A 21,167-nucleotide genomic window follows, 5' to 3' on the forward strand; every position below is an offset into this window, starting at 1 on the left:
TCTAGGCCAGGTCGTCGTCGGTCCGAGCGCCGAAGACGATCTCGTCCCAACTCGGCATCGAGGTCCGACCCTTCTTGCGCGAGGCTGATGGAACGCCTCCGGTCTGGTTCGCCCAGTCGCGGCGCGGCCCGGATGCAGCGGGTGACGTCGTCGGCGGTGCGAGTGTCGCGGGAATCGGAAGCTCCGGTTGTTCGCTCAGCGGCTCGGGGCGGGCGGAGGTGACGCCGGGAGTCTCGGCGGGCTCTCCGTCGAAGTTGGCGGTCTCGCGCTCCCCGCGACGCCGGCGCAGGGCCTCGAGCAGGTCCGCCGTCTCGCTCAACGACTTGGGCGGGTCGTCCGCGCGATTGATGGCGGCCTTGGTCACGGCGGCACTGGAGACGCCGGCGCGACCATAGGGGATCGGTTCAGCTGGAACGTCGACCTCAGCGTGCTCGATGAGCGGGTCGCGGAAGGTGAAGGCTCCGCTGTCGAAACGCGACTGATCGGCATCCGTCGTGTCGACGGCGCGCAGACGGGGAATCAGCGAACCTGTGAGTTCGCCCTGCTGCGAGAGGGTGACGGCCTCGCTGTTGAGGGGCGACAGGGCCAGCTTCTTCGGTTCGAACGCCCAACGGGCATCGTGGTCGATGGAGTCGGCGGTGAACTCGAGCTTGATGATCCAGCCGCCAGCCGGTTCCTTCCAGCTCGCCCAGCGCTCGTCGGATGCGCCGAGGGAGGCGAGGCGCTGCCTCATCACACCGCCGAAGCTCGAGTCGTCGTCGGCGGGGTCGGGTTCCTGGGTGGGGTGCACGGGGACGCTCAGGGCGCTCGTGAGCACGTGCTCGCGCTCAGCGAGCACCGGGCCCTCGAAGCGCTGGATGTACTCGAGCGAGGCGCCAGTGACCGCTGCGACGTCTTCAGCGCTCATGCCGGAGCGCACATAGGCCTGCACCTCACGCGGCGACGGTTTCTGGCTGCCGGCCGGTTCCGGGTTCGCTCGACGCAGGCGTGACTGCATCACCTCGTCGATCACGATCCGGAAGCGGTCGCCGTCGTCAGAGGCGACGACCAGTGCCCCGTTCTCGACTCCGATTACCTTCAATTCCTGCATCGGGATAGCCCTCTCGTGCTCGCAACTTCATGGCTAGGGTCGCACGTCGAGTCCCCAATTCACGGGAATAGCATCCGCGTGCCGGAAGTTGACTCGGATGACCTGAGAAGGCGCCGAATGGCCGTTTGCTATTCCCGCCCGATTGGGGCACACTATCGTCGCCGTTCTCATGAGGAACGGCGGTAAATGAATGGATGGGCATGGCAACGGATTACGACGCACCGCGAAAGACTGACGACGACTCCGAGTCGATCGAAGCACTCAAGGAGCGAGTACCCGACAAGATGTCCGGCGTCGTCGACGTCGAAGACGCCGACAACCCCGGCGGTTTCGAGCTGCCCGGTGCAGACCTCTCCGATCTTGACCTCGACGTGGTCGTGCTGCCTCCCCAGGCAGACGAATTCACCTGCGTGAACTGCTTCCTCGTGAAGCACCGCTCGCAGATCGACCACGACAGCAAGCTCGGCCCGGTGTGCCTGGAGTGCGCCGCCTAGGACACATCGTCGTTCGACTCGACTGGCCGTTGCGATCCATTGATCGCAGCGGCCAGTTCTCGTCCGTGGCGACTCGAGACGATCCAATAGGGCGCCGGATCCTCAGCGGCCGGAAGCAGTGGCACCTTCACCACGTCGTCGACGTAGCCGCGGATCATCAGCCAGGCTCTGGCGTCGAGGTTGGGTCCCCGCTCGCGCCAAGCGGCCTGCCCGCTGTAAGAGGTCGCCTCACCCACGAGGGAGAGCGGGATCGACGCCTTCGCCGCGTGCAGCACGCCGTCCTCGACCGCGACGACCGGCGCTGACAGCACCAGGCCGGCCACGCACCCGGCGTAGAGCACGACGGCCGTGATGATGCCGGCCGTCAGTGAGATCGGGGCCAGCACGAGGATCGATGCCGGGATGACGAGAGCTGTCGATATGAACAGCCACGGAGCAGGCCAGAGGCGTTCGCGGTAGAGGGGCATGGCTCTATTCGATCAGATAACTGCACTACCCTCGACACGTGGCAGATTCCGTCGAGGTCCTCATCACAGCGTCCATCCTCCCGAGCTACTCCCACCCGGGCGACGCTGGAGCCGACCTGCATTCATCAGAGGCACTCGTGCTCGAACCCGGCCAGCGGGCCACCGTCGGAACCGGAGTCGCGATCGCCCTGCCCGACGGCTACGCGGCCTTCGTCGTCCCGCGCAGTGGGCTGGCATCGAAGCACGGCATCACGATCGTCAATTCACCCGGAACGGTCGATGCCGGATACCGGGGCGAGATCAAGGTCGCGCTGCTCAACACCGACTCATCGATGCCGTACTCTGTCGCAGTCGGCGATCGCATCGCCCAATTGATCATCATGCCCGTCACCCGGGCCCGCTTCATCGAGGTCGAACGCCTCCCCGGAAGCGACCGGGGTGAGGGCGGATTCGGTTCCACGGGCACAGCCGCCCGCACGGCATCCGACTCGACCGCAGGAGTGAACGCGTGAGTGACATCGAGACCGTCGGCGACATCCCCGTCGACCAGCCCAAGTCAGCCCCCGAGGACCGCGCGGAGAACGGTCCGTTCGATGAGGCCGAGGCCAGCCCGGTTCGTCCCTACGTCGACCTCGGGGGAGTGAAGATCCTCCCGCGCGAGGGCCTGCACCTGCGCCTCGAGATCGAGGAGGAGTCCAAGCGCGTCGTGGCCATCGGTCTCGACTACGCCAACTCGACCTTGCAGGTGCAGCCGTTCGCCGCACCGCGATCGAGCGGCCTGTGGCACGAGATCCGCGACCAGATCAGCGACCAGATCGCCAAGCAGGGCGGTACCACGACCCTGCGCGAAGGTCCGTTCGGGCCCGAACTGCTGGCGCAGATCCCGGTCGCCAGCGCGACCGCGACACCTGGCACCACCCGTCTGGCGCGATTCATCGGCGTCGACGGACCCCGCTGGTTCCTCCGCGGAGTCATCGCAGGCGAAGGAGCGGTGAATGCCGATGCCGCGGCCGCCGTCGAGGACCTGTTCCGCAGCATCGTCGTCGTGCGCGGCACGACGCCCATGCCCCCGCGCGACCTGATCCCGCTGCGCATGCCGGCGAATCCCGCCGGAGACACCACGACCAGTGTCTGATCCCACGACCCCGGGGCCGGAGGACATGGCGTCCGGCGACTCCGGCGCCACCCGCAGTTCGCGGCGCGGCGCCGACCCCCAGTCGGATGGCGCCGAGCCCGAGATCGCGGCGACCTTCGCAGCGCAGCTCGCGGGAGCCGCCGAGAAGGCCGGGCTGGGCCAGATCGCCCGCGACGAGACGCTCTCCAGCCGCGACATCCTCGCAGCGCTGGGTGGCATCCGAGGGCTGGCCGAGGCGATCCTGCCCGGGCTCGTCTTCCTCATCGTCTACACCTTCGCGGCCGACCTCGTCCTGGCACTGGTGACATCCGTCGGCCTCGCGGCGGTGTTCACGGTCATCCGGCTGGCCACCCGCACGCCGGTGACCCAGGCCTTCGCCGGGCTCATCGCCGTCGCGGCGTCGGCGGCGCTGGCCTTGTGGACCGGCCGAGGCCAGGACAACTTCGTCCTCGGGCTCATCACCAACGCCGCCTACGTCATCGCACTGCTCACCTCTCTGCTGGTGAAGTGGCCCCTGCTCGGTCTCGCCGTCGGATTCCTCATGGGCGACGGTCTCGCCTGGCGGACCGACAAGCGCAAGTACCGCGCCATGGTGCTCATCACCATCTGCTGGCTGGCGCTCTTCGGCCTGCGCCTCGTCGTGCAGCTGCCTCTCTTCTTCGCCGGGAACGTCGAGGCACTGGGGGTCACGAAGCTGCTGATGGGAGTGCCGCTGTACGCGATCCTGCTCGTGGTGTCGTGGCTCATCGTGCGCACCGTCTACCCGAAGACGGACACGGCCGCCGCTCGCTGAGGCACGCGGCATCCGGTGCTAGAGTTATCTTGATATCAAGATAGATTTCACGGCCGGTGGAGCCAGCATCAGCACTGCCGCGGGGCGGACCGCTTAGGTTAGCCTTGCTGGATCAGAGCAGGACCCGGCCGCGAAGATGAAGTGTTGCCGGATTCACTCCGGGCGGACCACCTAAGGAGATGCGACGTGTCTGCAGTAAACAGTTTCGGGGCGAAGGACACCCTCCGGGTCGGTGAGACGGACTACGAGGTCTTCCGCATCGACACCGTCGACGGCTACGAGAAGCTCCCGTTCAGCCTCAAGGTGCTCTTGGAGAACCTGCTGCGCACCGAGGACGGTGCGAACATCACGGATGCGCACATCCGTGCCCTCGGCTCCTGGGTGCCCACGGCGGAGCCCGACACCGAGATCCAGTTCACGCCCGCGCGCGTCGTGATGCAGGACTTCACCGGCGTTCCGTGCATCGTCGACCTCGCCACCATGCGCGAGGCTGTCGAGGCCCTCGGCGGAGACCCCAAGAAGATCAACCCGCTCGCTCCGGCCGAGATGGTGATCGACCACTCGGTCATCGCCGACCTGTTCGGAACCGAGAACGCCCTCGAGCGCAACGTCGAGATCGAGTACGAGCGCAACGGGGAGCGCTACCAGTTCCTCCGCTGGGGCCAGACCGCCTTCGACGACTTCAAGGTCGTTCCGCCCGGAACCGGCATCGTGCACCAGGTGAACATCGAGCACCTCGCCAAGGTCATCTACGACCGCCCGGTCAACGGCGTGCTGCGCGCATACCCCGACACCTGCGTCGGCACCGACTCGCACACCACCATGGTCAACGGCCTCGGTGTGCTGGGCTGGGGCGTCGGCGGCATCGAGGCCGAGGCGGCCATGCTCGGCCAGCCCGTCTCCATGCTCATCCCCAAGGTCGTCGGCTTCAAGCTCTCCGGTGTCATCCCGACCGGTGTCACGGCGACGGATGTCGTGCTCACGATCACCGACATGCTCCGCAAGCACGGCGTGGTCGGCAAGTTCGTCGAGTTCTACGGCGAGGGCGTCGCCTCCGTGCCGCTCGCCAACCGCGCCACCATCGGCAACATGAGCCCCGAGTTCGGCTCGACCGCCGCCATGTTCCCGATCGACGACGTCACCCTCGACTACCTGCGCCTGACCGGCCGCAGCGAGCAGCAGGTCGCGCTCGTCGAGGCCTACGCAAAGCTGCAGACCCTCTGGCACGACGCCGAGAAGGAGCCCGTCTTCAGCGAGTACCTCGAGCTCGACCTATCCACGGTCGTTCCGTCGATCGCCGGACCGAAGCGCCCGCAGGACCGCATCATCCTGGCCGAGGCCAAGAGCCACTTCGAGAGCGACCTCACCGACTACGCCGAGGTCGACCACGACCTCGTCGACCTCGAGGGCTCCGAGTCGTTCCCGGCCTCCGACCCGCCCGGCAACACGCCGGAGGACGAGCACTCGACCCACGCTCACCACCACCACAGCCACGCTCCGAAGTCGATCTCGAAGCCGACAGCGGTCGAACTGCCCGATGGCCAGAAGTTCACGCTCGACCACGGCGCCGTCACCATCGCGGCGATCACGTCGTGCACGAACACCTCGAACCCGTCCGTCATGCTCGCAGCGGGGCTCCTCGCCCGCAACGCCGTGCGCAAGGGCCTCAAGGCCAAGCCGTGGGTCAAGACCACGCTGGCTCCGGGGTCGAAGGTCGTCACCGACTACTACGAGAAGGCCGGCCTCACCCAGGACCTCGAGGACCTCGGCTTCTACACGGTCGGCTACGGATGCACCACGTGCATCGGCAACTCCGGCCCCCTCATCGAGGAGGTCTCGGCCGCGATCAACGAGAACGACCTGGCCGTCACGGCCGTGCTCTCGGGAAACCGCAACTTCGAGGGGCGCATCAACCCCGACGTGAAGATGAACTACCTCGCGAGCCCGCCGCTCGTCATCGCGTACTCGCTCGCCGGTTCGATGAACTTCGACTTCGAGGTCGACGCGCTCGGTCAGGACGGCGACGGCAACGACGTCTTCCTCAAGGACATCTGGCCCGACGCCGCCGAGGTCCAGTCCACGATCGACACCTCGATCAACAAGGAGATGTTCACGCACCAGTACGCGAGCGTCTTCGAGGGTGACGACCGCTGGCGCAACCTGCCGACGCCGACAGGCGCCACCTTCGAGTGGGACGCGGAGTCGACGTACGTGCGGAAGCCCCCGTACTTCGACGGCATGACCATGGAGACCACGCCGGTCACCGACATCGTCGGCGCCCGTGTGCTCGCCAAGCTCGGCGACTCCGTCACGACCGACCACATCAGCCCCGCCGGAAACATCAAGGCGGACAGCCCGGCCGGCCACTACCTCGACGAGCACGGTGTCGAGCGCAAGGACTACAACTCTTACGGCTCGCGTCGCGGCAACCACGAGGTCATGATCCGCGGAACGTTCGCGAACATCCGCCTGAAGAACCAGCTGCTCGACGGTGTGGAGGGCGGCTACACCCGCGACTTCACCCAGCCCGACGCCCCGCAGTCCTTCATCTACGATGCCAGCCAGAACTACCAGGCCGCAGGCACTCCGCTCGTCATCTTCGGCGGCAAGGAGTACGGCTCCGGCTCGTCTCGCGACTGGGCGGCCAAGGGCACGAGCCTCCTCGGCGTCAAGGCCGTCATCACCGAGAGCTTCGAGCGCATCCACCGCTCCAACCTCATCGGCATGGGCGTCGTGCCGCTGCAGTTCCCGGCCGGCGAGAGCTGGGCATCGCTCGGCCTCGACGGCACCGAGATCGTCTCGATCTCGGGCATCGAGGAGCTGAACAACGGAACCACTCCGAAGACCGTGCACGTCACGGCCGCGCCGAGCGAGCACTCGCCGGCAGGCAAGGAGACGGTCGAGTTCGACGCTGTCGTGCGTATCGACACTCCGGGTGAAGCGGACTACTACCGCAACGGAGGCATCCTGCAGTACGTGCTGCGCTCACTCGTCGCGTAGTCGCTCCACGCGCAGAACTGCCCACCGTCGTCGGCCGAGCCTCAGCTCGGCGGACGGCGGTGGGCAGTTCGCGTTCTCGGGGGACCGCTTCGTCAGCTCAGCGCGACTGGCGCTTCTTGTATGGCAACGGCTCGCCCTTCACCTTCGGCGCTCGTCCGACGCCCTTGGACGCCTTGGCCTTGCCTCCGGTCTTCGGCGCCGGCGGAGCGTTGGCCGCATCGAACGCGGCGATCTCGTCGTTCGCCGTCGCCAGGAAGAGCTCGCCGGCATCCGTCAGCGTCATCGGTCCGTCGCCCCGGCGGATCAGCACGGCACCGGCGACGGCCTCGAGCTGATTGAGCGAACCGCTGAGGGTCGAGTGCGAGACGCCGAGAACGGATGCAGCACGCCCGAGGTCGAGCTCGGTCGCCAGGGCGACGTAGTGACGGAGCATGGTGATGTCCACTGAGGTGGCCTTTCGTCGGGTCGTGCGTCCCACGGCCTCCTCCAGCGTACGGTGCCGACGCCGACCGCAACCCCTGCGAGGCGACTCGGAGCCAATGGGGGACGACCGCGTAGACTCGATCGAAGCCACCGGGCACACTCGGAGGCGAGCGAAAGGCGGTTGCGATGACCCTTCTGGAGACGATCAGGGGCCCCAGAGACCTCGACGCCCTCACGAAGGAGCAGTTCGAGCAGCTCGCCACGGAGATCCGGGAGCACCTCGTGCTGAACGTCTCCAAGACGGGCGGCCACCTCGGCCCGAACCTCGGCGTCGTCGAACTCACCCTCGCCATCCACAGCGTCTTCGATTCGCCCCGCGATTCGATCGTCTTCGACACGGGCCATCAGTCCTACGTGCACAAGATGCTCACGGGGCGTCAGGATTTCTCGACGCTGCGGCAGACCGATGGCATGGCGGGGTACCCCCAACGCTCGGAGTCCGAGCACGACATCGTCGAGAGCTCCCACGCCTCCAGCTCCCTCTCGTGGGCCGACGGCATCTCCCGCGCGTTCTCGATGACCGGGCAGGATGACCGCAGCGTCGTCGCCGTCGTCGGCGACGGAGCGCTCACCGGTGGCATGACGTGGGAGGCGCTCAACAACATCAGCGACGACAACACGCGTCGCCTCATCATCGTGGTCAACGACAACGGGCGCTCCTACGCACCCACGATCGGCGGCATGGCCCGGTTCCTGAACACCGTGCGCACCCGACGCAGCTACCGCAGCCTCTACCTCTCCAGCCGCGAGGCCTTCGACAAGCTCGGGGCCCCCGGCCGTGCCGTGTATCGCGGCTTCCGCGGAGGCCTGCACGGCTTCCTCGCCCGGTTCACGAACAACGAGGCCCTCTACTCGAACCTCGACATCAAGTACATCGGTCCCGTGCACGGTCACGACATCGAGGCCATGCGCGAGGCTCTCGAGCAGGCGAAGCACTACGGTGCCCCCGTCATCGTGCACGCCATCACCGAGAAGGGTCGCGGCTACGGGCCGGCGCTGCGCGACGTCGCCGACCAGTTCCACGCCGTCGGCCAGATCGATCCCGAGACGGGGGAGTCCCTGGAGACCGCCGGAGCGGCGAGCTGGACCAGCGTCTTCGCCGACCGTCTGGTGGAACTCGCCGCCGAGAACGAGCGCATCGTCGGCATCACCGCCGCCATGCTCCGCCCGACCGGACTGCACAAGATGGCCGAGCGCTTCCCGGGCCGGGTCATCGACGTCGGCATCGCCGAGCAGCATGCGGCCACGTCGGCGGCCGGCCTCGCCTTCGGCGGGATGCACCCCGTCGTGGCCATCTACGCCACCTTCATCAATCGCGCCTTCGACCAGGTGCTCATGGACGTCGCCCTGCACAAGGCCGGCGTCACGTTCGTGCTCGATCGAGCCGGTGTCACCGGGCCGGACGGTCCCAGCCACCACGGCGTGTGGGATCTCGCGATCCTGCAGGTGGTCCCCGGAATCCGTCTCGCAGCGCCCCGCGATTCCGTGCGTCTCGAGGAGGAGCTGACCGAGGCCGTCGCCGTCGATGATGCACCGACAGTGCTGCGCTTCCCGAAGGGCAGCGTCGGCGCCAGCTTCGAGGCAATCCGCCGCACCGACGACGGCGTCGACGTGCTCTCCGAGGGTCCGGGGCGCGATGTGCTCATCGTCACAGTGGGCCCCATGGCGGGCGTCGGGCTCGAGGTCGCCGAGCGGCTCGCCGCCCAGGGCATCGACGCGACTGTCGTCGACCCCCGGTGGGTCGTCCCGGTGCCGCGCAGCGTCGTCGACATGTCGGCGCAGCACCGCCTCGTGGTGTGCATCGAGGACGGCATCCGCGTCGGCGGAATCGGCACCCGCATCCGCCAGGACCTGCGCGAGGCCGGAGTGGACACCGCGGTCACCGAGGTCGGGCTGCCCGATGAGTTCCTCGACCACGGGTCCCGGGCCGACATCCTCGAGCGCACGGGCATGACGCCCCAGCACATCGCCCACGACGTGGTGGGCATGGTGCTCGGCTCGAAGCTGCCGCACGCTCGCGCGATCGACACCGGATCGACAGCGATCACGGCGGGCTCCGGCGAACACTGAGCATCAGCCGGGTGCGTTTGACTTCGAGTGCGCTCGAAGTTCTATCGTGGCCCTATGGAGACACTCGAGCACACGTTCTCGATCTCGGAAGCCGCTGAACGCACCGGGCTCACCACCCACACGCTCCGCTACTACGAGCGAACCGGACTGATGCTGACCCCCGTCGATCGCGCATCGTCGACCCACCGCCGCTTCACCGAACAGGACATCACCTGGGTGTCCTTCCTCACGAAGCTGCGAGCGACCTCGATGCCCATCGCCCGCATCCGCGAGTACGTCGACCTCGTGCGCGAGGGCGACGATTCGACGGCGTCACGGCTCGAGCTCCTGCTGCGCCACCGCATCACGGTGGTGGCCCAGCTCGCGGAGATGCAACGGTCGCTGACCGCCATCGACGTGAAGATCGCCATCTACGAAGAGAAGGTCGCACACGCATGAAACACGCAACACTCGGAACCCTCGACGTCTCCCGCCTCGGCCTCGGCTGCATGGGCATGTCGGCGTTCTACTCTGGCGCCGGAACCGATGAGGCCGAATCGATCCGCACGATCCACCGCGCGATCGACCTCGGCATCACCTTCTTCGACACGGCGGAGATCTACGGCCCGTACGTCAACGAGGAGCTGCTCGGCAAGGCTCTGGCCGATCGGCGCGACCAGGTCGTCGTGGCCACCAAGTTCGGCACCATCCTGCACCGCGGCGACGGCTCGCGCGGGCTCGACGGCTCTGCCGAGAACGTGCGGCTGTCGGTCGAGGGCTCGCTGAAGCGTCTCGGCACCGACCGGATCGACCTCTACTACCAGCACCGCATGGACCCTGGCGTCCCGATCGAGGAGACCGTCGGCGCCCTCGCCGAGCTCGTCGCAGCCGGTAAGATCGCTCACTACGGCCTGTCGGAGGCGGCGCCCGAGACCATCCGTCGTGCTCACGCCGTTCACCCCGTCACCGCCGTTCAGACCGAGTACTCCCTCTGGTCGCGCGACCCGGAGGCGGAGATCCTCCCCGTGCTGCGCGAGCTCGGCATCGGTTTCGTCCCCTACTCGCCGCTCGGACGTGGATTCCTCACCGGAGCGTTGCGCTCGGTCGACCAGCTGGATGCATCCGACTTCCGTCGCAGCAACCCGCGCTTCGAGGGGGAGAACTTCGACGCGAACCTCCGCATCGTCGATGCGGTCGAGCAGGTCGCTGCCGAGGTCGAGGCCACACCGGCGCAGGTGGCTCTCGCCTGGCTGCTGGCGCAGGGCGGAGACATCGCCCCGATCCCCGGAACCAAGCGCGTCTCACGGGTCGAGGAGAATGCTGCTGCGGATGCCGTGGAGCTGAGCGAAGCGCAGTTGAGCACCCTGAGCGACCTTCCGGCGCCCGTGGGCGACCGCTATGCGGACATGACGCCGCTCAATCGGTAGCCGATCGATGCCATCTCTGTCGGCAGAACGGTGCTGCGGCGCGTAACGTAGAGAGAGGTGGTTTCGAGGCGTTCGTCTCGAGTGGGCGGGTGCCACGCACGCGAGAGGTTTCGACTTGGACGAGGAATGCATTCACGGATTCGGACGCGGCGACTGCGCGGCGTGTTATCCGGCGGCCCCGGTGGTCGTCGCACCCCCGGTTCGGAAGGCGAGGACCTCAGCGGCGAAGTCATCGCTGCGTGAGCCCGTCGGTGGCAGTGGCTCGGCTTCGGCGAAGTCCCTGCGGCGTCCGCCTGTCGACGTCGGCGACCGACGCATCTACCACGTGACCCACGTCGCGAACCTCGCCGGCATCGTCGCGCAGGACATGCTCGTGCCCGATGCCGGCGACTCCGCCGCCGAGACCGACGTGCAGGTGTTCTCGGCCGACGAGCGTGCAGCCCGCCGCAGCACGCCCGTCCCCGGGCGCGACACCGTCGTGGCGGATCATGTGACGTTCAGCCTGACGCCGAACTCCAGCGCATGGGAGAGCATCCGCGCCGGAATCGACGATCCGCGCATCGACGCGACCGCCGCAGCATCCGCAGCCTCGGAATTCGTGGTGCTCGTGAGCACCATCCGGGAGGCGTTGTCGGTGCAGGTGACGGACGAGGGCATCTCGTCGACCGGGATCGTCGTCACCGACGGCTACGCACCCGGGCCGCTCACCCGCTTCGCCACCACGTCAGACGACGTGCAGCGGATGCTCATCTCCCTCGGAGACGAGGAGGAGCCCGATGCGCTGCTGCGGGCGGAACTCCTCGCCCCCGGCGTCTTCCCCCTCGCCAGCATCACCCTCATCGGCGTTGCGAACGACAAGGTGCGCGACGAGGTGCGCGGCATCCTGCATGCAGCTGCTCACAAGCCCAAGGTCGCCGTCTATCCGCCCTGGTTCCAGGCGGCCGACGAGGTGCGCTACTGAGCCGACGGCAGGCAACGAGAAGAGGGGCGGATCAAGCGATCCGCCCCTCTCGTCGTCCGTGCGTGCGCGGCTAAGCGCCGACGCCGACGCCGACGATCCGCGGCTCGTGGAAGGTGGAGCCGAACGCCCGCTCGCTCGCCCCGACGCGGTCGAGGTAGGGCGTGAGTCCGCCCATCTGGAACGGGAACCCTGCACCGAGGATCATGCAGAGGTCGATGTCCTCGGCAGCTGCAACGACATGATCCTCGAGCATGCGATGCACCTCGTCGGCGAGGCCGTCCTGCAGGCGCACGAGGATCTCCTCGGCCTGCATCGGCTGGGTGCCGCCCGCCACGATCTTCAGGGCGCCCTTGTCGAAGCCCTTGACCTTGCCCTTCGAGTCCTTCTCGAGCAGCGTTCCGTACTCGGCCAGCTCGTGCAGGTTCTCGCTGCGGTAGAACCGGTCGGGGAAGGCGGCGTGGTGGGTGTCGAGCACGTGCGCTCCGACCTTCAGGCCCACGAGGTCGAGGAGGGCCGACGGCGCCATGGGGAGCCCGAGGGGAGCCATCGCCTCGTCGACGACGGAGAACGGTGTGCCGCGGTCGACCGCGTACATCGCCTCGCCGAGCAGCTTGGCGAGAACCCGGTTCACCACGAAGCCGGGGGTGTCGGCCGTGATGACGGCGTTCTTCCGCAGCTTCGCCGCCGTGACCATGGCGGTCGACAGCGTCGCCTCGTCGGTGTGCGGGGTCTTGACGACCTCGATGAGCGGCATGACGGCGACCGGCGTGAAGAAGTGGAAGCCCACGAGGCGCTCCGGGTGCTTCAACTTCGCGCCGATCTGCTCCACCGAGAGCGATGAGGTGTTCGTCGCCAGGACCGCCTCGGGGGAGACGTACTGCTCCACCTCGGCGAACACGTCCTGCTTGATACCGAGTTCCTCGAAGACGGCCTCGATGACCCAGTCGCAGTCGGCGAAGTCGGACTTGTCGGTGGTCCCGGTCACGAGGGCGCGCAGGCGGTTGGCCTCATCCGATCCGATGCGGCCCTTGTCGGCCAGCTTCCCGATCTCGTCGTGGATGTACCCGACGCCCTTGTCGACGCGAGCCTGGTCGAGGTCCGTGATCACAACGGGCACCTGCAGGCGGCGCAGGAACAGCAGAGCGAACTGGCTGGCCATGTAGCCCGCTCCGAGGACGCCCACCTTGGTGACCTTCTTGGCGAGTGCCTTGTCGGGCGCACCGGCCGGGCGCTTGGCCCGCTTCTGCACGAGGTTGAACGCGTAGATCGATGCCTGGAGCTGGTCGCCTGCGATGAGGTCGGCGAGGGCGTCGTCCTCGAGGGCGAAGCACTCCTCCTTGGATCCGTTCTTCGCCGCCTTCAGCAGGTCGAGTGCCGCGTACGGCGACTTCGGGATGGTGCCGAGACGGCTCGCGACGGTGTCGCGGGCGATCTTGATGGCGATGTCCCACTTGGCGATGCGCTCGAGCTTGCCCGGAGCATTCTTGCGGACGACCTTCTCGGTGCCGCTCAGAACGCCGTCGGCGAAGCGGATGGAGTCCTCGAGGAAGTTGACCGGCGAGAAGATGCGGTCCGCGATCCCGAGGTCGAAGGCATCCTGCGCCTTCAGGGTGCGGTTCTGCTTCAGCGGATTCTCGATGATGACCTTGAGCGCGTTCTCTATGCCGATGAGGTTCGGCAGCAGGTAGGTGCCGCCCCAGCCGGGGATGAGGCCGAGGAACACCTCGGGCAGGGCCAGCGCCGCCGCTGACGAGTCGATCGTGCGGTAGTCGGCGTTGAGCGGCAGCTCGACGCCACCTCCCAGCGCGAGGCCGTTGATGAACACGAACGACGGAACGCCGAGAGTGGCCTGCTTGCCGAGCACGTGGTGACCGAGCTGCGCCATCCGCTTGGCGATGTCCCGCGTCGGGATCTCGGCGATCTTCGACAGGTCGGCTCCCGCGGCGAGGATGAACGGCTTGCCGGTCGTCGCGACGGCGTGGATCTCGCCCTTCGCCGCCCGCTCGGCGAGTGCGTCGTAGGTGGCACCCAGTTCGAGCAGGGATGCGGGACCGAACGTGTTCGGGCGCGTGTGGTCGCGACCGTTGTCCAGGGTCACGAGGGCGAGTGTGCGTCCGGACGAGAGGGGGATGTCGCGCACGTAGGAGTGCGTGACGACCTCGTCATCGCTGAGGGATGCCAGCTCGGAGAAGTCGATCGTGGAGTAGTCGGTCATGTCGGCTCAGCGGCCCTTTCCGTACTTCTTGTGGTTGGGGTTCTCCCAGATGACGCTTCCGCCCTGTCCGAGGCCGACGCACATGGCGGTCAGGCCGTAGCGCACCTCGGGGTGCTGCTCGAACTGGCGGGCGAGCTGGATCATCAGGCGCACGCCGCTCGCGGCGAGCGGGTGGCCGATGGCGATGGCGCCGCCCCACTTGTTGACGCGCGGGTCCTCGTCGGCGATGCCGAAGTGGTCGAGGAAGGAGAGAACCTGGACGGCGAAGGCCTCGTTGAGCTCGAACAGGCCGATGTCCTCGATCGAGAGGCCGGCGTTCCTCAGCGCCCGTTCCGTCGACGGGATGGGTCCGATGCCCATGACCTCCGGCTCCACGCCGGCGAAGCCGAAGCTCACCATGCGCATCTTCGTCTGCAGGCCGAGCTCCTTGGCGGCGGTCGACGACGCGAGGATCGACGCGGTGGCGCCGTCCGTCAGCGGCGACGCGTTGCCCGCGGTGACCCGGCCGTGGGGGCGGAACGGCGTCTTCAACGACGCCAGGCCCTCCATAGTCGTGTTCGGCCGCATGCCCTCGTCCTCGGTGGCGAGGCCCCAGCCCGCATCGCTGCGGAGCGAGACCGGAATCAGGTCGGGCTGGATGTCGCCGGACGCATAGGCGGCGGCGACCTTCTGCTGGCTCAGCATGCCGAAGCGATCGGCGCGCTCCTTGGTGAGCGACGGGAAGCGGTCGTGCAGACGCTCCGCGGTGTTGCCCATGTTGAGTGCGTCTGCGGCGACGAGCTTCTCGGAGAGGAACCGCGGATTCGGGTCGACGCCTTCGCCCATCGGATGCCGGCCCATGTGCTCGACTCCACCGGCGATGACGACGTCGTACTGCCCGAAGGCGATGCCGGAACCGCTCGTCGTGACGGCGGTCATGGCACCGGCGCACATGCGCTCGATGGCGTAGCCGGGCACAGTGGTCGGCAGGCCGGCGAGCAGTGCGGCGGTACGGCCGAGGGTCAGCCCCTGATCACCCTGCTGGGTGGTGGCTGCGATGGCCACCTCGTCGATGCGGTCCTTCGGCAGGCTGGTGTTCCGTTCCAGCAGTCCGACGATGGCCTTCACCACCAGATCGTCTGCCCGGGTGTTCCAGTACATGCCCTTTTCGCCTGCTCTGCCGAACGGGGTGCGTACCCCGTCGACGAACACGACATCAGCTCTTTCGGCCACTTCGCCTCCACTATCGGATCAGTCTTCCTCGATCCTAGGCAGGGGGCCGATGGCCGTTGAATCGTTTGACAGAACCTACGAAAGGGCTTCCATGCTCTGGTCCGGCTCTTGGTCAGCATCGACAAAGGCTTGGGCGATCGCCTGTGAGGTTGCTTCAACCTGCCAGGGGCGTGCACCCAGTCTGGTGAGTTCTTCGGCGACGGATGCCGCGTCGATGACGGCGGGCGGGGTCCAGGCGGCACGACGCAGCAGGTCGGGAGTGAGCAGGTTCTCCATCGGGATGGACCGCTCCTCGGAGATCTGGGCGACCGCGGCGCGCGCACCCTTCAGCCGCGCGTCGGCCTCGGGGTTCCTGTCGCTCCAGGCACGCGGCGGGGGGAGCGTGTTGTCGCCGGCCTGCTTCATGACGGGAAGGTCCGTCGTGGTGAGGCCAGACTCGACGGCGTGCCACCAACGCTCGAGCTCCGAGCGGCTGGCGCGGCCGGTGAACTCGCGCAGGTCGGCGAGGGCGCGCTTGGTGGTGGGCATGGCGCGTGCGACCGCGACGAGGGAGGCATCCGGCACCAGACGGCCCGGAGCGATGTCGCGTTCCTGGGCGAGGGCGTCGCGAGCCAGCCAGAGTTCGCGGGCGACGGCCAGGCTGCGCTGGCCGCGAAGGGCGTGCACGCCCGACAGTCGGCGCCACGGATCGGCCCTGATGGCCTTGACCTCTCGATCGAGAGTGGCCTGGAACTCCTCGCCGGCGATGCCGCGCTTGTCGGCCTCGTCGAGCATGGCGGCGAGTGCGTCGCGCAGGTCGACGAGCAGCTCGACGTCGAGGGCGGCGTACTCGAGCCACGAGGCGGGGAGGGGGCGCGTCGACCAGTCGGCCGCCGAGTGCTCCTTGGCGAGGTGGATGCCGAGGAGCTCCTCGACGACAGTGCCCAGTCCGACGCGCGGCAGACCGAGCAGGCGCGCGGCGAGCTCGGTGTCGAAGATGACGGCCGGGTCGAGCCCGACCTCGCGGAGGCAGGCCAGATCCTGGCTGGCCGCGTGCAGGACCCACTCGACATCGGCGATCGCCTCGTCGAGCTCGGTCATCGGGCCGATCGCAGGAGGGTCGAAGAGGAAGACGCCGGAGCCGCGGCGGAACACCTGGATCAGGTAGGCCCGCTGCGAGTACCGGAAGCCGCTGGCGCGCTCGGCGTCGATGGCGATCGGGCCCGTTCCGGCTGAGATCGAATCGACGGCGGCGAGGTACTCCTCGCGTGTGTCGATGACGTGGCGGTCTGTCACTTGCCCGCCCGACGGGAGCGGATGGACGTGACGCCGTCAGCAGCGGGCGGAAGGCCGGCGAGCATGCACAGGAGTTCGCTCCAGCCCTCGACGTGAGCCGTGACGTCGTGTTCGAGCGGCGTCCAGGATGCGCGCAGTTCGATCTGCGCACCATCGCCTTGGCGGGCGAGTTCACCGAAGCCCGACGAGAGGATCTTCGTGGCCGTTCCGGATGCCGCCGTGTACTTCGCATTCCGGGTGTCGAGGGCATCGACGAGCCAGGACCAGGCGACCTCGGCGAGGAAGGGGTCGGTGCCGATGTCGGTCTCGAGCGGAGCCTGGGCGAAGCAGACGACGCGGAAGGATCCGCCCCACGACTCCGGCTCCTCAGGGTCGTAGAGCAGCACGAATCGACCGGTGCCGAGTTCGGAGTCGCCGCCGTGGCGAGTGGGGGAGACGTCTGCTGCGAGGGCGACGGCCCAGGGGGCGAGGCTCGACGGCGCCGCGATCTCGGAGATCACGAGCTCGGGGCGCGTTCGCGCCCGACGCACGGCGTCGAGGGCCGCGGCGAACTCCGGGGGAGTCGGCGCTGGTCGGGTTTCGGACACGTGTGCAGACTAGAGTCTTTTCGCATCGGCGTCCTTCAGGCACGCCGACTGCTCGTCGGCGATGAAGGGGGCCCCGCGGATGCCGCAGGATGACGTCGACGCGCCCCGGTTGGCGCGGCGTGTCGGAATCGTCGCGACGGGGATCGTGGCCGTCTCGTTCTGGATCGTGCTGCTCCTCGGAGCACTGGCCGTCGTGACCCGGTTCGTGCGCATCATCGTCGTGCCCCGCGCCAAGCGCACGGAACCCGTGCGGGTGCGCCGGGTGGACCTCGATCGCGGCGAGATCGAATTCGACGCCGACGACGATTCCCGCATGCCCGGGCGGTACAGCCTCTGGTTCGACGGCGACGACGGTCATGCCCGGGTCGGAGACATCACCGGCGGGGGAGCCGTCACCGTGACACGGGAGATCCTGGGGGTCGACTTCGGCGACCTGACCGGCGTGCGGCGGGGCAGGCTGGGCAGTTGGTTCTACCTCGCCCCAGCCGAGTTCGGGCATCCGTACTCCGACGTCACCATCGAGACCGAGCGCGGACCGGCTCCGGCCTGGCTCATCCCCGCCGAGGAGCCGAGCGACCGGTGGGTCGTGATGGTGCACGGATGGGGCGGCAGGCGGCCGGAGTGCCTGCGCGCTGTCGAGACGTTCCATCGCGCCGGCTACAGCTGTCTCGTCGTGTCGTACCGCAACGACGGGGAGGCGCCGGACAGCGCCGACGGCCGATACGGTCTCGGCGACACCGAGTGGCGGGACGTCGAGAGCGCGCTGCTCTTCGCGAAGGAGCATGGCGCGGTCGGCGTCGTGCTCGCCGGCTGGTCCATGGGCGGCGCCATCGCCCTGCAGACGGTGCTGCGTTCCGGGCATGCGGCATCCGTCACCGGCATCATGCTCGACTCGCCCGCCGTCGACTGGCACGACATCCTCGCGTTCCAGGGAACGCTCAACCGGTTGCCCGAGCCGATCACCCGCACCGTCGTGGGCACTCTCGGCAACGGATGGGGACGCACGATCAGCGGTCTCGCCGCTCCCATCGACTTCACCCGCCTCGACGTGCTCAGGCAGGCCGACCGGCTGCGGGTTCCCATCCGCATCCTGCACAGCCGCGACGACGGCTTCGTGCCGCACAACGGCTCGGCGCGCCTCGCCGCGCTCCGCCCCGACATCGTCAGCTACGACGAATGGGGAGTGGCTCGGCACGCTCGGCTCTGGAACTACGACTCCGCCCGCTGGGAGCGCAGCGTCGGAGAGTGGTTGAGTGCACTCGACGGCTGAACGCCGTCGCCGGCGACCGCGACTCAGGCCGCCGCGCGCTCCCGCAGCTGGCGCTTCGCCCGGCCGAGCAGCGCCGTCATTCCGCGGATGCGCAGCGGTGAGACGGCCTCGGTGAGCCCGATGGTCAGAGGGAAGTCGTCAGGGATGGCCAGAACCTGATCGACGGTGAGGGAATCGAGGCCCTGGGCGAGGATCGAGGCGAACCCGCGGGTCGTCGGTGCCTCACGAGGGGCTGTGGCGTAGAGGTGAACGAGGCCGTCCTCGACCTCCACGAAGATGAAGACCGGCGACTGGCATTCCTCGACCCTCTCAAACAGGTCGGGGTGGTCCCGATAGCGCTCGGGCAGCTCCGGCAGCTCGTTGGAGAACTCCAGCAGCATCTGCAGGCGGTCGGGGACTGCGAGCGCCAGGAAGTCGTCTCGGATCTCGGCGAGCTGGTCGGGAAGGAGGATCTCGTTCATCAGATCGATTCTCCCACTTCCCGACGCGGTGATCGCCTGTGCGTGGGCGGGCTGGCTCAGACGCGTGCTGCGGGCGCCTCGCCCGGCTCCGTGCCCTTGACGATCGGAACCCTGACGGCGGATCCCCACTCGGTCCACGATCCGTCGTAGTTGCGCACGTTCTCGAACCCGAGCAGGTGGGTGAGCACGAACCAGGTGTGACTCGAGCGCTCGCCGATACGGCAGTAGGCGATGACGTCGTCGCCAGCCGTCAGTCCGGCCTCGCCCAGGTAGATGTCGTCGAGCTCGGCGCGCGACTTGAAGGTGGCGTCGGGTGCCGCAGCGCGAGCCCACGGCACGGATGCCGCCGACGGGATGTGTCCGCCGCGGAGAGCGCCCTCCTCCGGGTAGGCGGGCATCGTGGTGCGGATTCCGCTGTACTCCTCGGGAGAGCGCACGTCGATGAGCGGATTGCCGAAGTGTGCAAGCACGTCGTCCTTGAAGGCGCGGACTGTCGCGTCGTCACGGGCGACCACGGGGTACTCGACCGGGGTGGGCGTCGCGGCATCCGTGGTCGTCTCGCGGCCCTCGGCGATCCAGAGGTCGCGGCCGCCGTCGAGCAGGCGCACATCCTCGTGGCCGAAGAGGGTGAAGACCCAGAGTGCGTAGGCGGCCCACCAGTTGTTCTTGTCGCCGTAGATGACGACGGTCGTGTCGCGGCCGATGCCCTTCGAGCCCAGCAGGGCGGCGAAGCGCTCGCCGTCGATGTAGTCCCGGGTGACGTCGTCGTTGAGGTCGGTGTGCCAGTCGATCTTCACGGCGCCGGGGATGTGACCGGTCTCGTACAGCAGGACGTCCTCGTCGGACTCCACGACGACGAGCCCCGGGCGGTCGAGGTTCTCGGCGAGCCAGGCCGTGGAGACGAGACGCTCCGGGTGGGCGTAGGCGCTGAACTTCGGCGCGGGATCGATGTTGACGGTCACGGGGAACCTCCTGGGTGAGCCCGGTCAGGCTGGGGGTGAGGGAAGCGGATTAGGCTGGTGGTCTGTCCGCTCTCAAACCTACGCGGCGTACGAAGGCGACTGCAGCCCGTTCCGCAACGAACAGAAACGAAACCTCGAACGCATGTCTCCGGCTCGTCCCGTCATCCATCTGACCGACCGGTCGCCGAGCATCACCGGGGCCGAGATCGCCTCGGAGCTCGTTCCGCCGCCCCAGTTCGAGCACGCATCGTTCGAGTCCTATCGTCCTGACCCGAACTACCCGTCGCAGCTCGAGGCCGTCGAGGCCCTGCACGAGTTCGCGGGGGTCTGGCGGGCGCAGCGCCCCGGTGGCTTCTTCTCCCGCAACCGGAAGCCGAAGGCCGCCCTGCCCGGCATCTACCTCGACGGCGGATTCGGCGTCGGAAAGACCCACCTGCTGGCCGCCCTCTGGCACCAGGCGCCCGGGCGCAAGTACTTCGGAACGTTCATCGAGTACACGGCTCTCGTTGGCGCGCTCGGCTACGCGCCGACCGTGAAGCTTCTCACCGGTACGCAGCTGATCTGCATCGACGAGTTCGAGCTCGATGATCCGGGCGACACCATGCTCATGACCCGCCTCCTCGGCGAGTTGATGGCAACGGGCACGCAGGTGGCAGCCACCTCCAACACGCCGCCGAACGCGCTCGGGGAGGGGCGCTTCGCCGCCTCCGACTTCCTCCGGGAGATCCAGGCCCTCTCGGCCCAGTTCCGCACCATCCGCATCGACGGACTGGACTACCGCCGACGCGACGTGGAGGGTTCGGCCGTCAGCGTCGACGACGATGCGCTCACCCGCATGGTCGCCGGCATGGGGGAGAAGGGGGAGCGTGTGTCGCTCGACACCTTCGACGACCTGATGGCGCACCTGGCGACAGTGCATCCGTCGAAGTACATCAAGGTGATCGACGCGCTCGATGTGATCGCCATCAGCGGCGTGCACGAGCTGCACGACCAGACGGACGCCCTGCGGCTCGTCGCGTTCATCGACCGGGTCTACGACGCGGAGATCCCGGTCATCGCGAGCGGGTTCCCGCTCAGCGAGGTCTTCGACGAGACCATGCTCGCCGGCGGATACCGCAAGAAGTACCTGCGCGCGATGTCGCGCCTCATCGCCCTGACGACGGGTGAACTCCCTCCCCACGACTGATTCGCAGGGCCTCCCAGCCGAGCACCAGCATTCGTCGGGAGATTCCGGGTCGCGCGAAACACGATGTTTACGAACGAGTCGTTCACGTAACAGACCCGAA

20 protein-coding genes are annotated in these 21,167 nt (G+C 68.0%); 11 read left to right on the plus strand and 9 right to left on the minus strand.

What is annotated here, in order from left to right; translation table 11 throughout:
* Position 1 precedes the first annotated feature (1 nt).
* Entirely contained in the window at positions 2-1,090 is a 1,089-nt protein-coding gene (sepH, locus tag ASC59_RS02600; RefSeq protein WP_055818079.1) for a septation protein SepH, read from the minus strand.
* Positions 1,091-1,290: 200 nt separating this feature from the next.
* On the opposite strand from sepH, the gene ASC59_RS02605 reads away from it, so the two are divergent.
* Positions 1,291-1,584, plus strand: coding sequence for a DUF4193 domain-containing protein (locus ASC59_RS02605; protein ID WP_055822720.1), 294 nt, complete (start codon positions 1,291-1,293; stop codon positions 1,582-1,584).
* Here the strand turns inward: ASC59_RS02605 and ASC59_RS02610 are convergent.
* Positions 1,581-2,051 carry a DUF3093 domain-containing protein gene (locus ASC59_RS02610; protein WP_055818081.1) on the minus strand — a complete coding sequence of 157 codons (471 nt, stop codon included), beginning with the start codon at positions 2,049-2,051 and terminating at the stop codon, positions 1,581-1,583. The genes ASC59_RS02605 and ASC59_RS02610 overlap by 4 nt on opposite strands.
* A gap of 38 nt (positions 2,052-2,089) precedes the next feature.
* On the opposite strand from ASC59_RS02610, the gene dut reads away from it, so the two are divergent.
* The 4 genes from dut to acnA all read left to right on the plus strand — a co-directional run bounded on the left by dut (position 2,090) and on the right by acnA (position 6,979).
* A complete protein-coding gene (dut, locus tag ASC59_RS02615) occupies positions 2,090-2,563 on the plus strand; it encodes a dUTP diphosphatase (RefSeq protein WP_055818083.1) in 474 nt (157 codons plus the stop codon).
* Positions 2,560-3,186 carry a DUF3710 domain-containing protein gene (locus ASC59_RS02620; protein ID WP_055818085.1) on the plus strand — a complete coding sequence of 209 codons (627 nt, stop codon included), beginning with the start codon at positions 2,560-2,562 and terminating at the stop codon, positions 3,184-3,186. Before dut ends, ASC59_RS02620 begins: the two co-directional genes overlap by 4 nt.
* Complete coding sequence (locus tag ASC59_RS02625; protein WP_082513350.1) at positions 3,179-3,979, plus strand: DUF3159 domain-containing protein; 801 nt, start codon at positions 3,179-3,181, stop codon at positions 3,977-3,979. The genes ASC59_RS02620 and ASC59_RS02625 overlap by 8 nt, the downstream gene beginning before the upstream one ends.
* 186 nt (positions 3,980-4,165) lie before the next feature.
* A complete protein-coding gene (gene acnA / locus ASC59_RS02630; protein ID WP_055818090.1) occupies positions 4,166-6,979 on the plus strand; it encodes an aconitate hydratase AcnA in 2,814 nt (937 codons plus the stop codon).
* A 97-nt stretch (positions 6,980-7,076) separates the two neighbouring features.
* Here acnA and ASC59_RS02635 read toward each other — a convergent pair whose 3' ends face one another.
* Positions 7,077-7,424, minus strand: coding sequence for a LysR family transcriptional regulator (locus tag ASC59_RS02635; protein ID WP_055818092.1), 348 nt, complete (start codon positions 7,422-7,424; stop codon positions 7,077-7,079).
* Between the two features lie 164 nt (positions 7,425-7,588).
* Here ASC59_RS02635 and dxs point away from each other — a divergent pair, with 164 nt between their 5' ends.
* The 4 genes from dxs to ASC59_RS02655 all read left to right on the plus strand — a co-directional run bounded on the left by dxs (position 7,589) and on the right by ASC59_RS02655 (position 11,899).
* Positions 7,589-9,532, plus strand: coding sequence for a 1-deoxy-D-xylulose-5-phosphate synthase (dxs, locus tag ASC59_RS02640; RefSeq protein ID WP_055818094.1), 1,944 nt, complete (start codon positions 7,589-7,591; stop codon positions 9,530-9,532).
* Between the two features lie 54 nt (positions 9,533-9,586).
* Positions 9,587-9,970, plus strand: coding sequence for a MerR family transcriptional regulator (locus tag ASC59_RS02645; RefSeq protein ID WP_055818095.1), 384 nt, complete (start codon positions 9,587-9,589; stop codon positions 9,968-9,970).
* On the plus strand, positions 9,967-10,938 hold the full coding sequence (locus tag ASC59_RS02650) for an aldo/keto reductase (protein ID WP_055818098.1): 972 nt from the start codon (positions 9,967-9,969) through the stop codon (positions 10,936-10,938). The genes ASC59_RS02645 and ASC59_RS02650 overlap by 4 nt, the downstream gene beginning before the upstream one ends.
* Before the next feature lie 181 nt (positions 10,939-11,119).
* Positions 11,120-11,899, plus strand: a complete 780-nt coding sequence (locus ASC59_RS02655; protein ID WP_055818100.1) for a DarT ssDNA thymidine ADP-ribosyltransferase family protein — start codon at positions 11,120-11,122, stop codon at positions 11,897-11,899.
* Positions 11,900-11,969: 70 nt separating this feature from the next.
* Here the strand turns inward: ASC59_RS02655 and ASC59_RS02660 are convergent, their stop codons facing one another.
* The 4 genes from ASC59_RS02660 to ASC59_RS02675 all read right to left on the minus strand — a co-directional run bounded on the left by ASC59_RS02660 (position 11,970) and on the right by ASC59_RS02675 (position 17,188).
* Positions 11,970-14,114, minus strand: coding sequence for a 3-hydroxyacyl-CoA dehydrogenase NAD-binding domain-containing protein (locus tag ASC59_RS02660; RefSeq protein WP_055818102.1), 2,145 nt, complete (start codon positions 14,112-14,114; stop codon positions 11,970-11,972).
* Between the two features lie 6 nt (positions 14,115-14,120).
* Positions 14,121-15,326: a thiolase family protein gene (locus ASC59_RS02665; RefSeq protein WP_055818104.1), complete on the minus strand. Its 1,206-nt coding sequence runs from the start codon at positions 15,324-15,326 to the stop codon at positions 14,121-14,123.
* Between the two features lie 75 nt (positions 15,327-15,401).
* Positions 15,402-16,601 (minus strand): ribonuclease D, encoded by a 1,200-nt coding sequence (locus ASC59_RS02670; RefSeq protein ID WP_055818106.1) that lies wholly within the window; start codon positions 16,599-16,601, stop codon positions 15,402-15,404.
* Complete coding sequence (locus ASC59_RS02675) at positions 16,598-17,188, minus strand: DUF3000 domain-containing protein (protein ID WP_055818108.1); 591 nt, start codon at positions 17,186-17,188, stop codon at positions 16,598-16,600. The genes ASC59_RS02670 and ASC59_RS02675 overlap by 4 nt, the downstream gene beginning before the upstream one ends.
* A 79-nt stretch (positions 17,189-17,267) precedes the next feature.
* On the opposite strand from ASC59_RS02675, the gene ASC59_RS02680 reads away from it, so the two are divergent.
* On the plus strand, positions 17,268-18,458 hold the full coding sequence (locus ASC59_RS02680) for an alpha/beta fold hydrolase (RefSeq protein WP_055818110.1): 1,191 nt from the start codon (positions 17,268-17,270) through the stop codon (positions 18,456-18,458).
* Positions 18,459-18,481: 23 nt separating this feature from the next.
* On the opposite strand, the gene ASC59_RS02685 is transcribed toward ASC59_RS02680, so the two are convergent.
* Both ASC59_RS02685 and ASC59_RS02690 read right to left on the minus strand, forming a co-directional pair.
* Positions 18,482-18,919 (minus strand): SufE family protein, encoded by a 438-nt coding sequence (locus ASC59_RS02685; RefSeq protein WP_055818112.1) that lies wholly within the window; start codon positions 18,917-18,919, stop codon positions 18,482-18,484.
* A gap of 56 nt (positions 18,920-18,975) precedes the next feature.
* Positions 18,976-19,881 carry a sulfurtransferase gene (locus ASC59_RS02690; protein WP_055818113.1) on the minus strand — a complete coding sequence of 302 codons (906 nt, stop codon included), beginning with the start codon at positions 19,879-19,881 and terminating at the stop codon, positions 18,976-18,978.
* A 142-nt stretch (positions 19,882-20,023) separates the two neighbouring features.
* Here ASC59_RS02690 and zapE point away from each other — a divergent pair, with 142 nt between their 5' ends.
* Complete coding sequence (gene zapE, locus ASC59_RS02695) at positions 20,024-21,067, plus strand: cell division protein ZapE (RefSeq protein WP_055818115.1); 1,044 nt, start codon at positions 20,024-20,026, stop codon at positions 21,065-21,067.
* Positions 21,068-21,167: the final 100 nt, after the last annotated feature.

Origin of the sequence: Leifsonia sp. Root1293 (assembly GCF_001425325.1) — a bacterium.
Lineage (GTDB): Bacteria > Actinomycetota > Actinomycetes > Actinomycetales > Microbacteriaceae > Orlajensenia.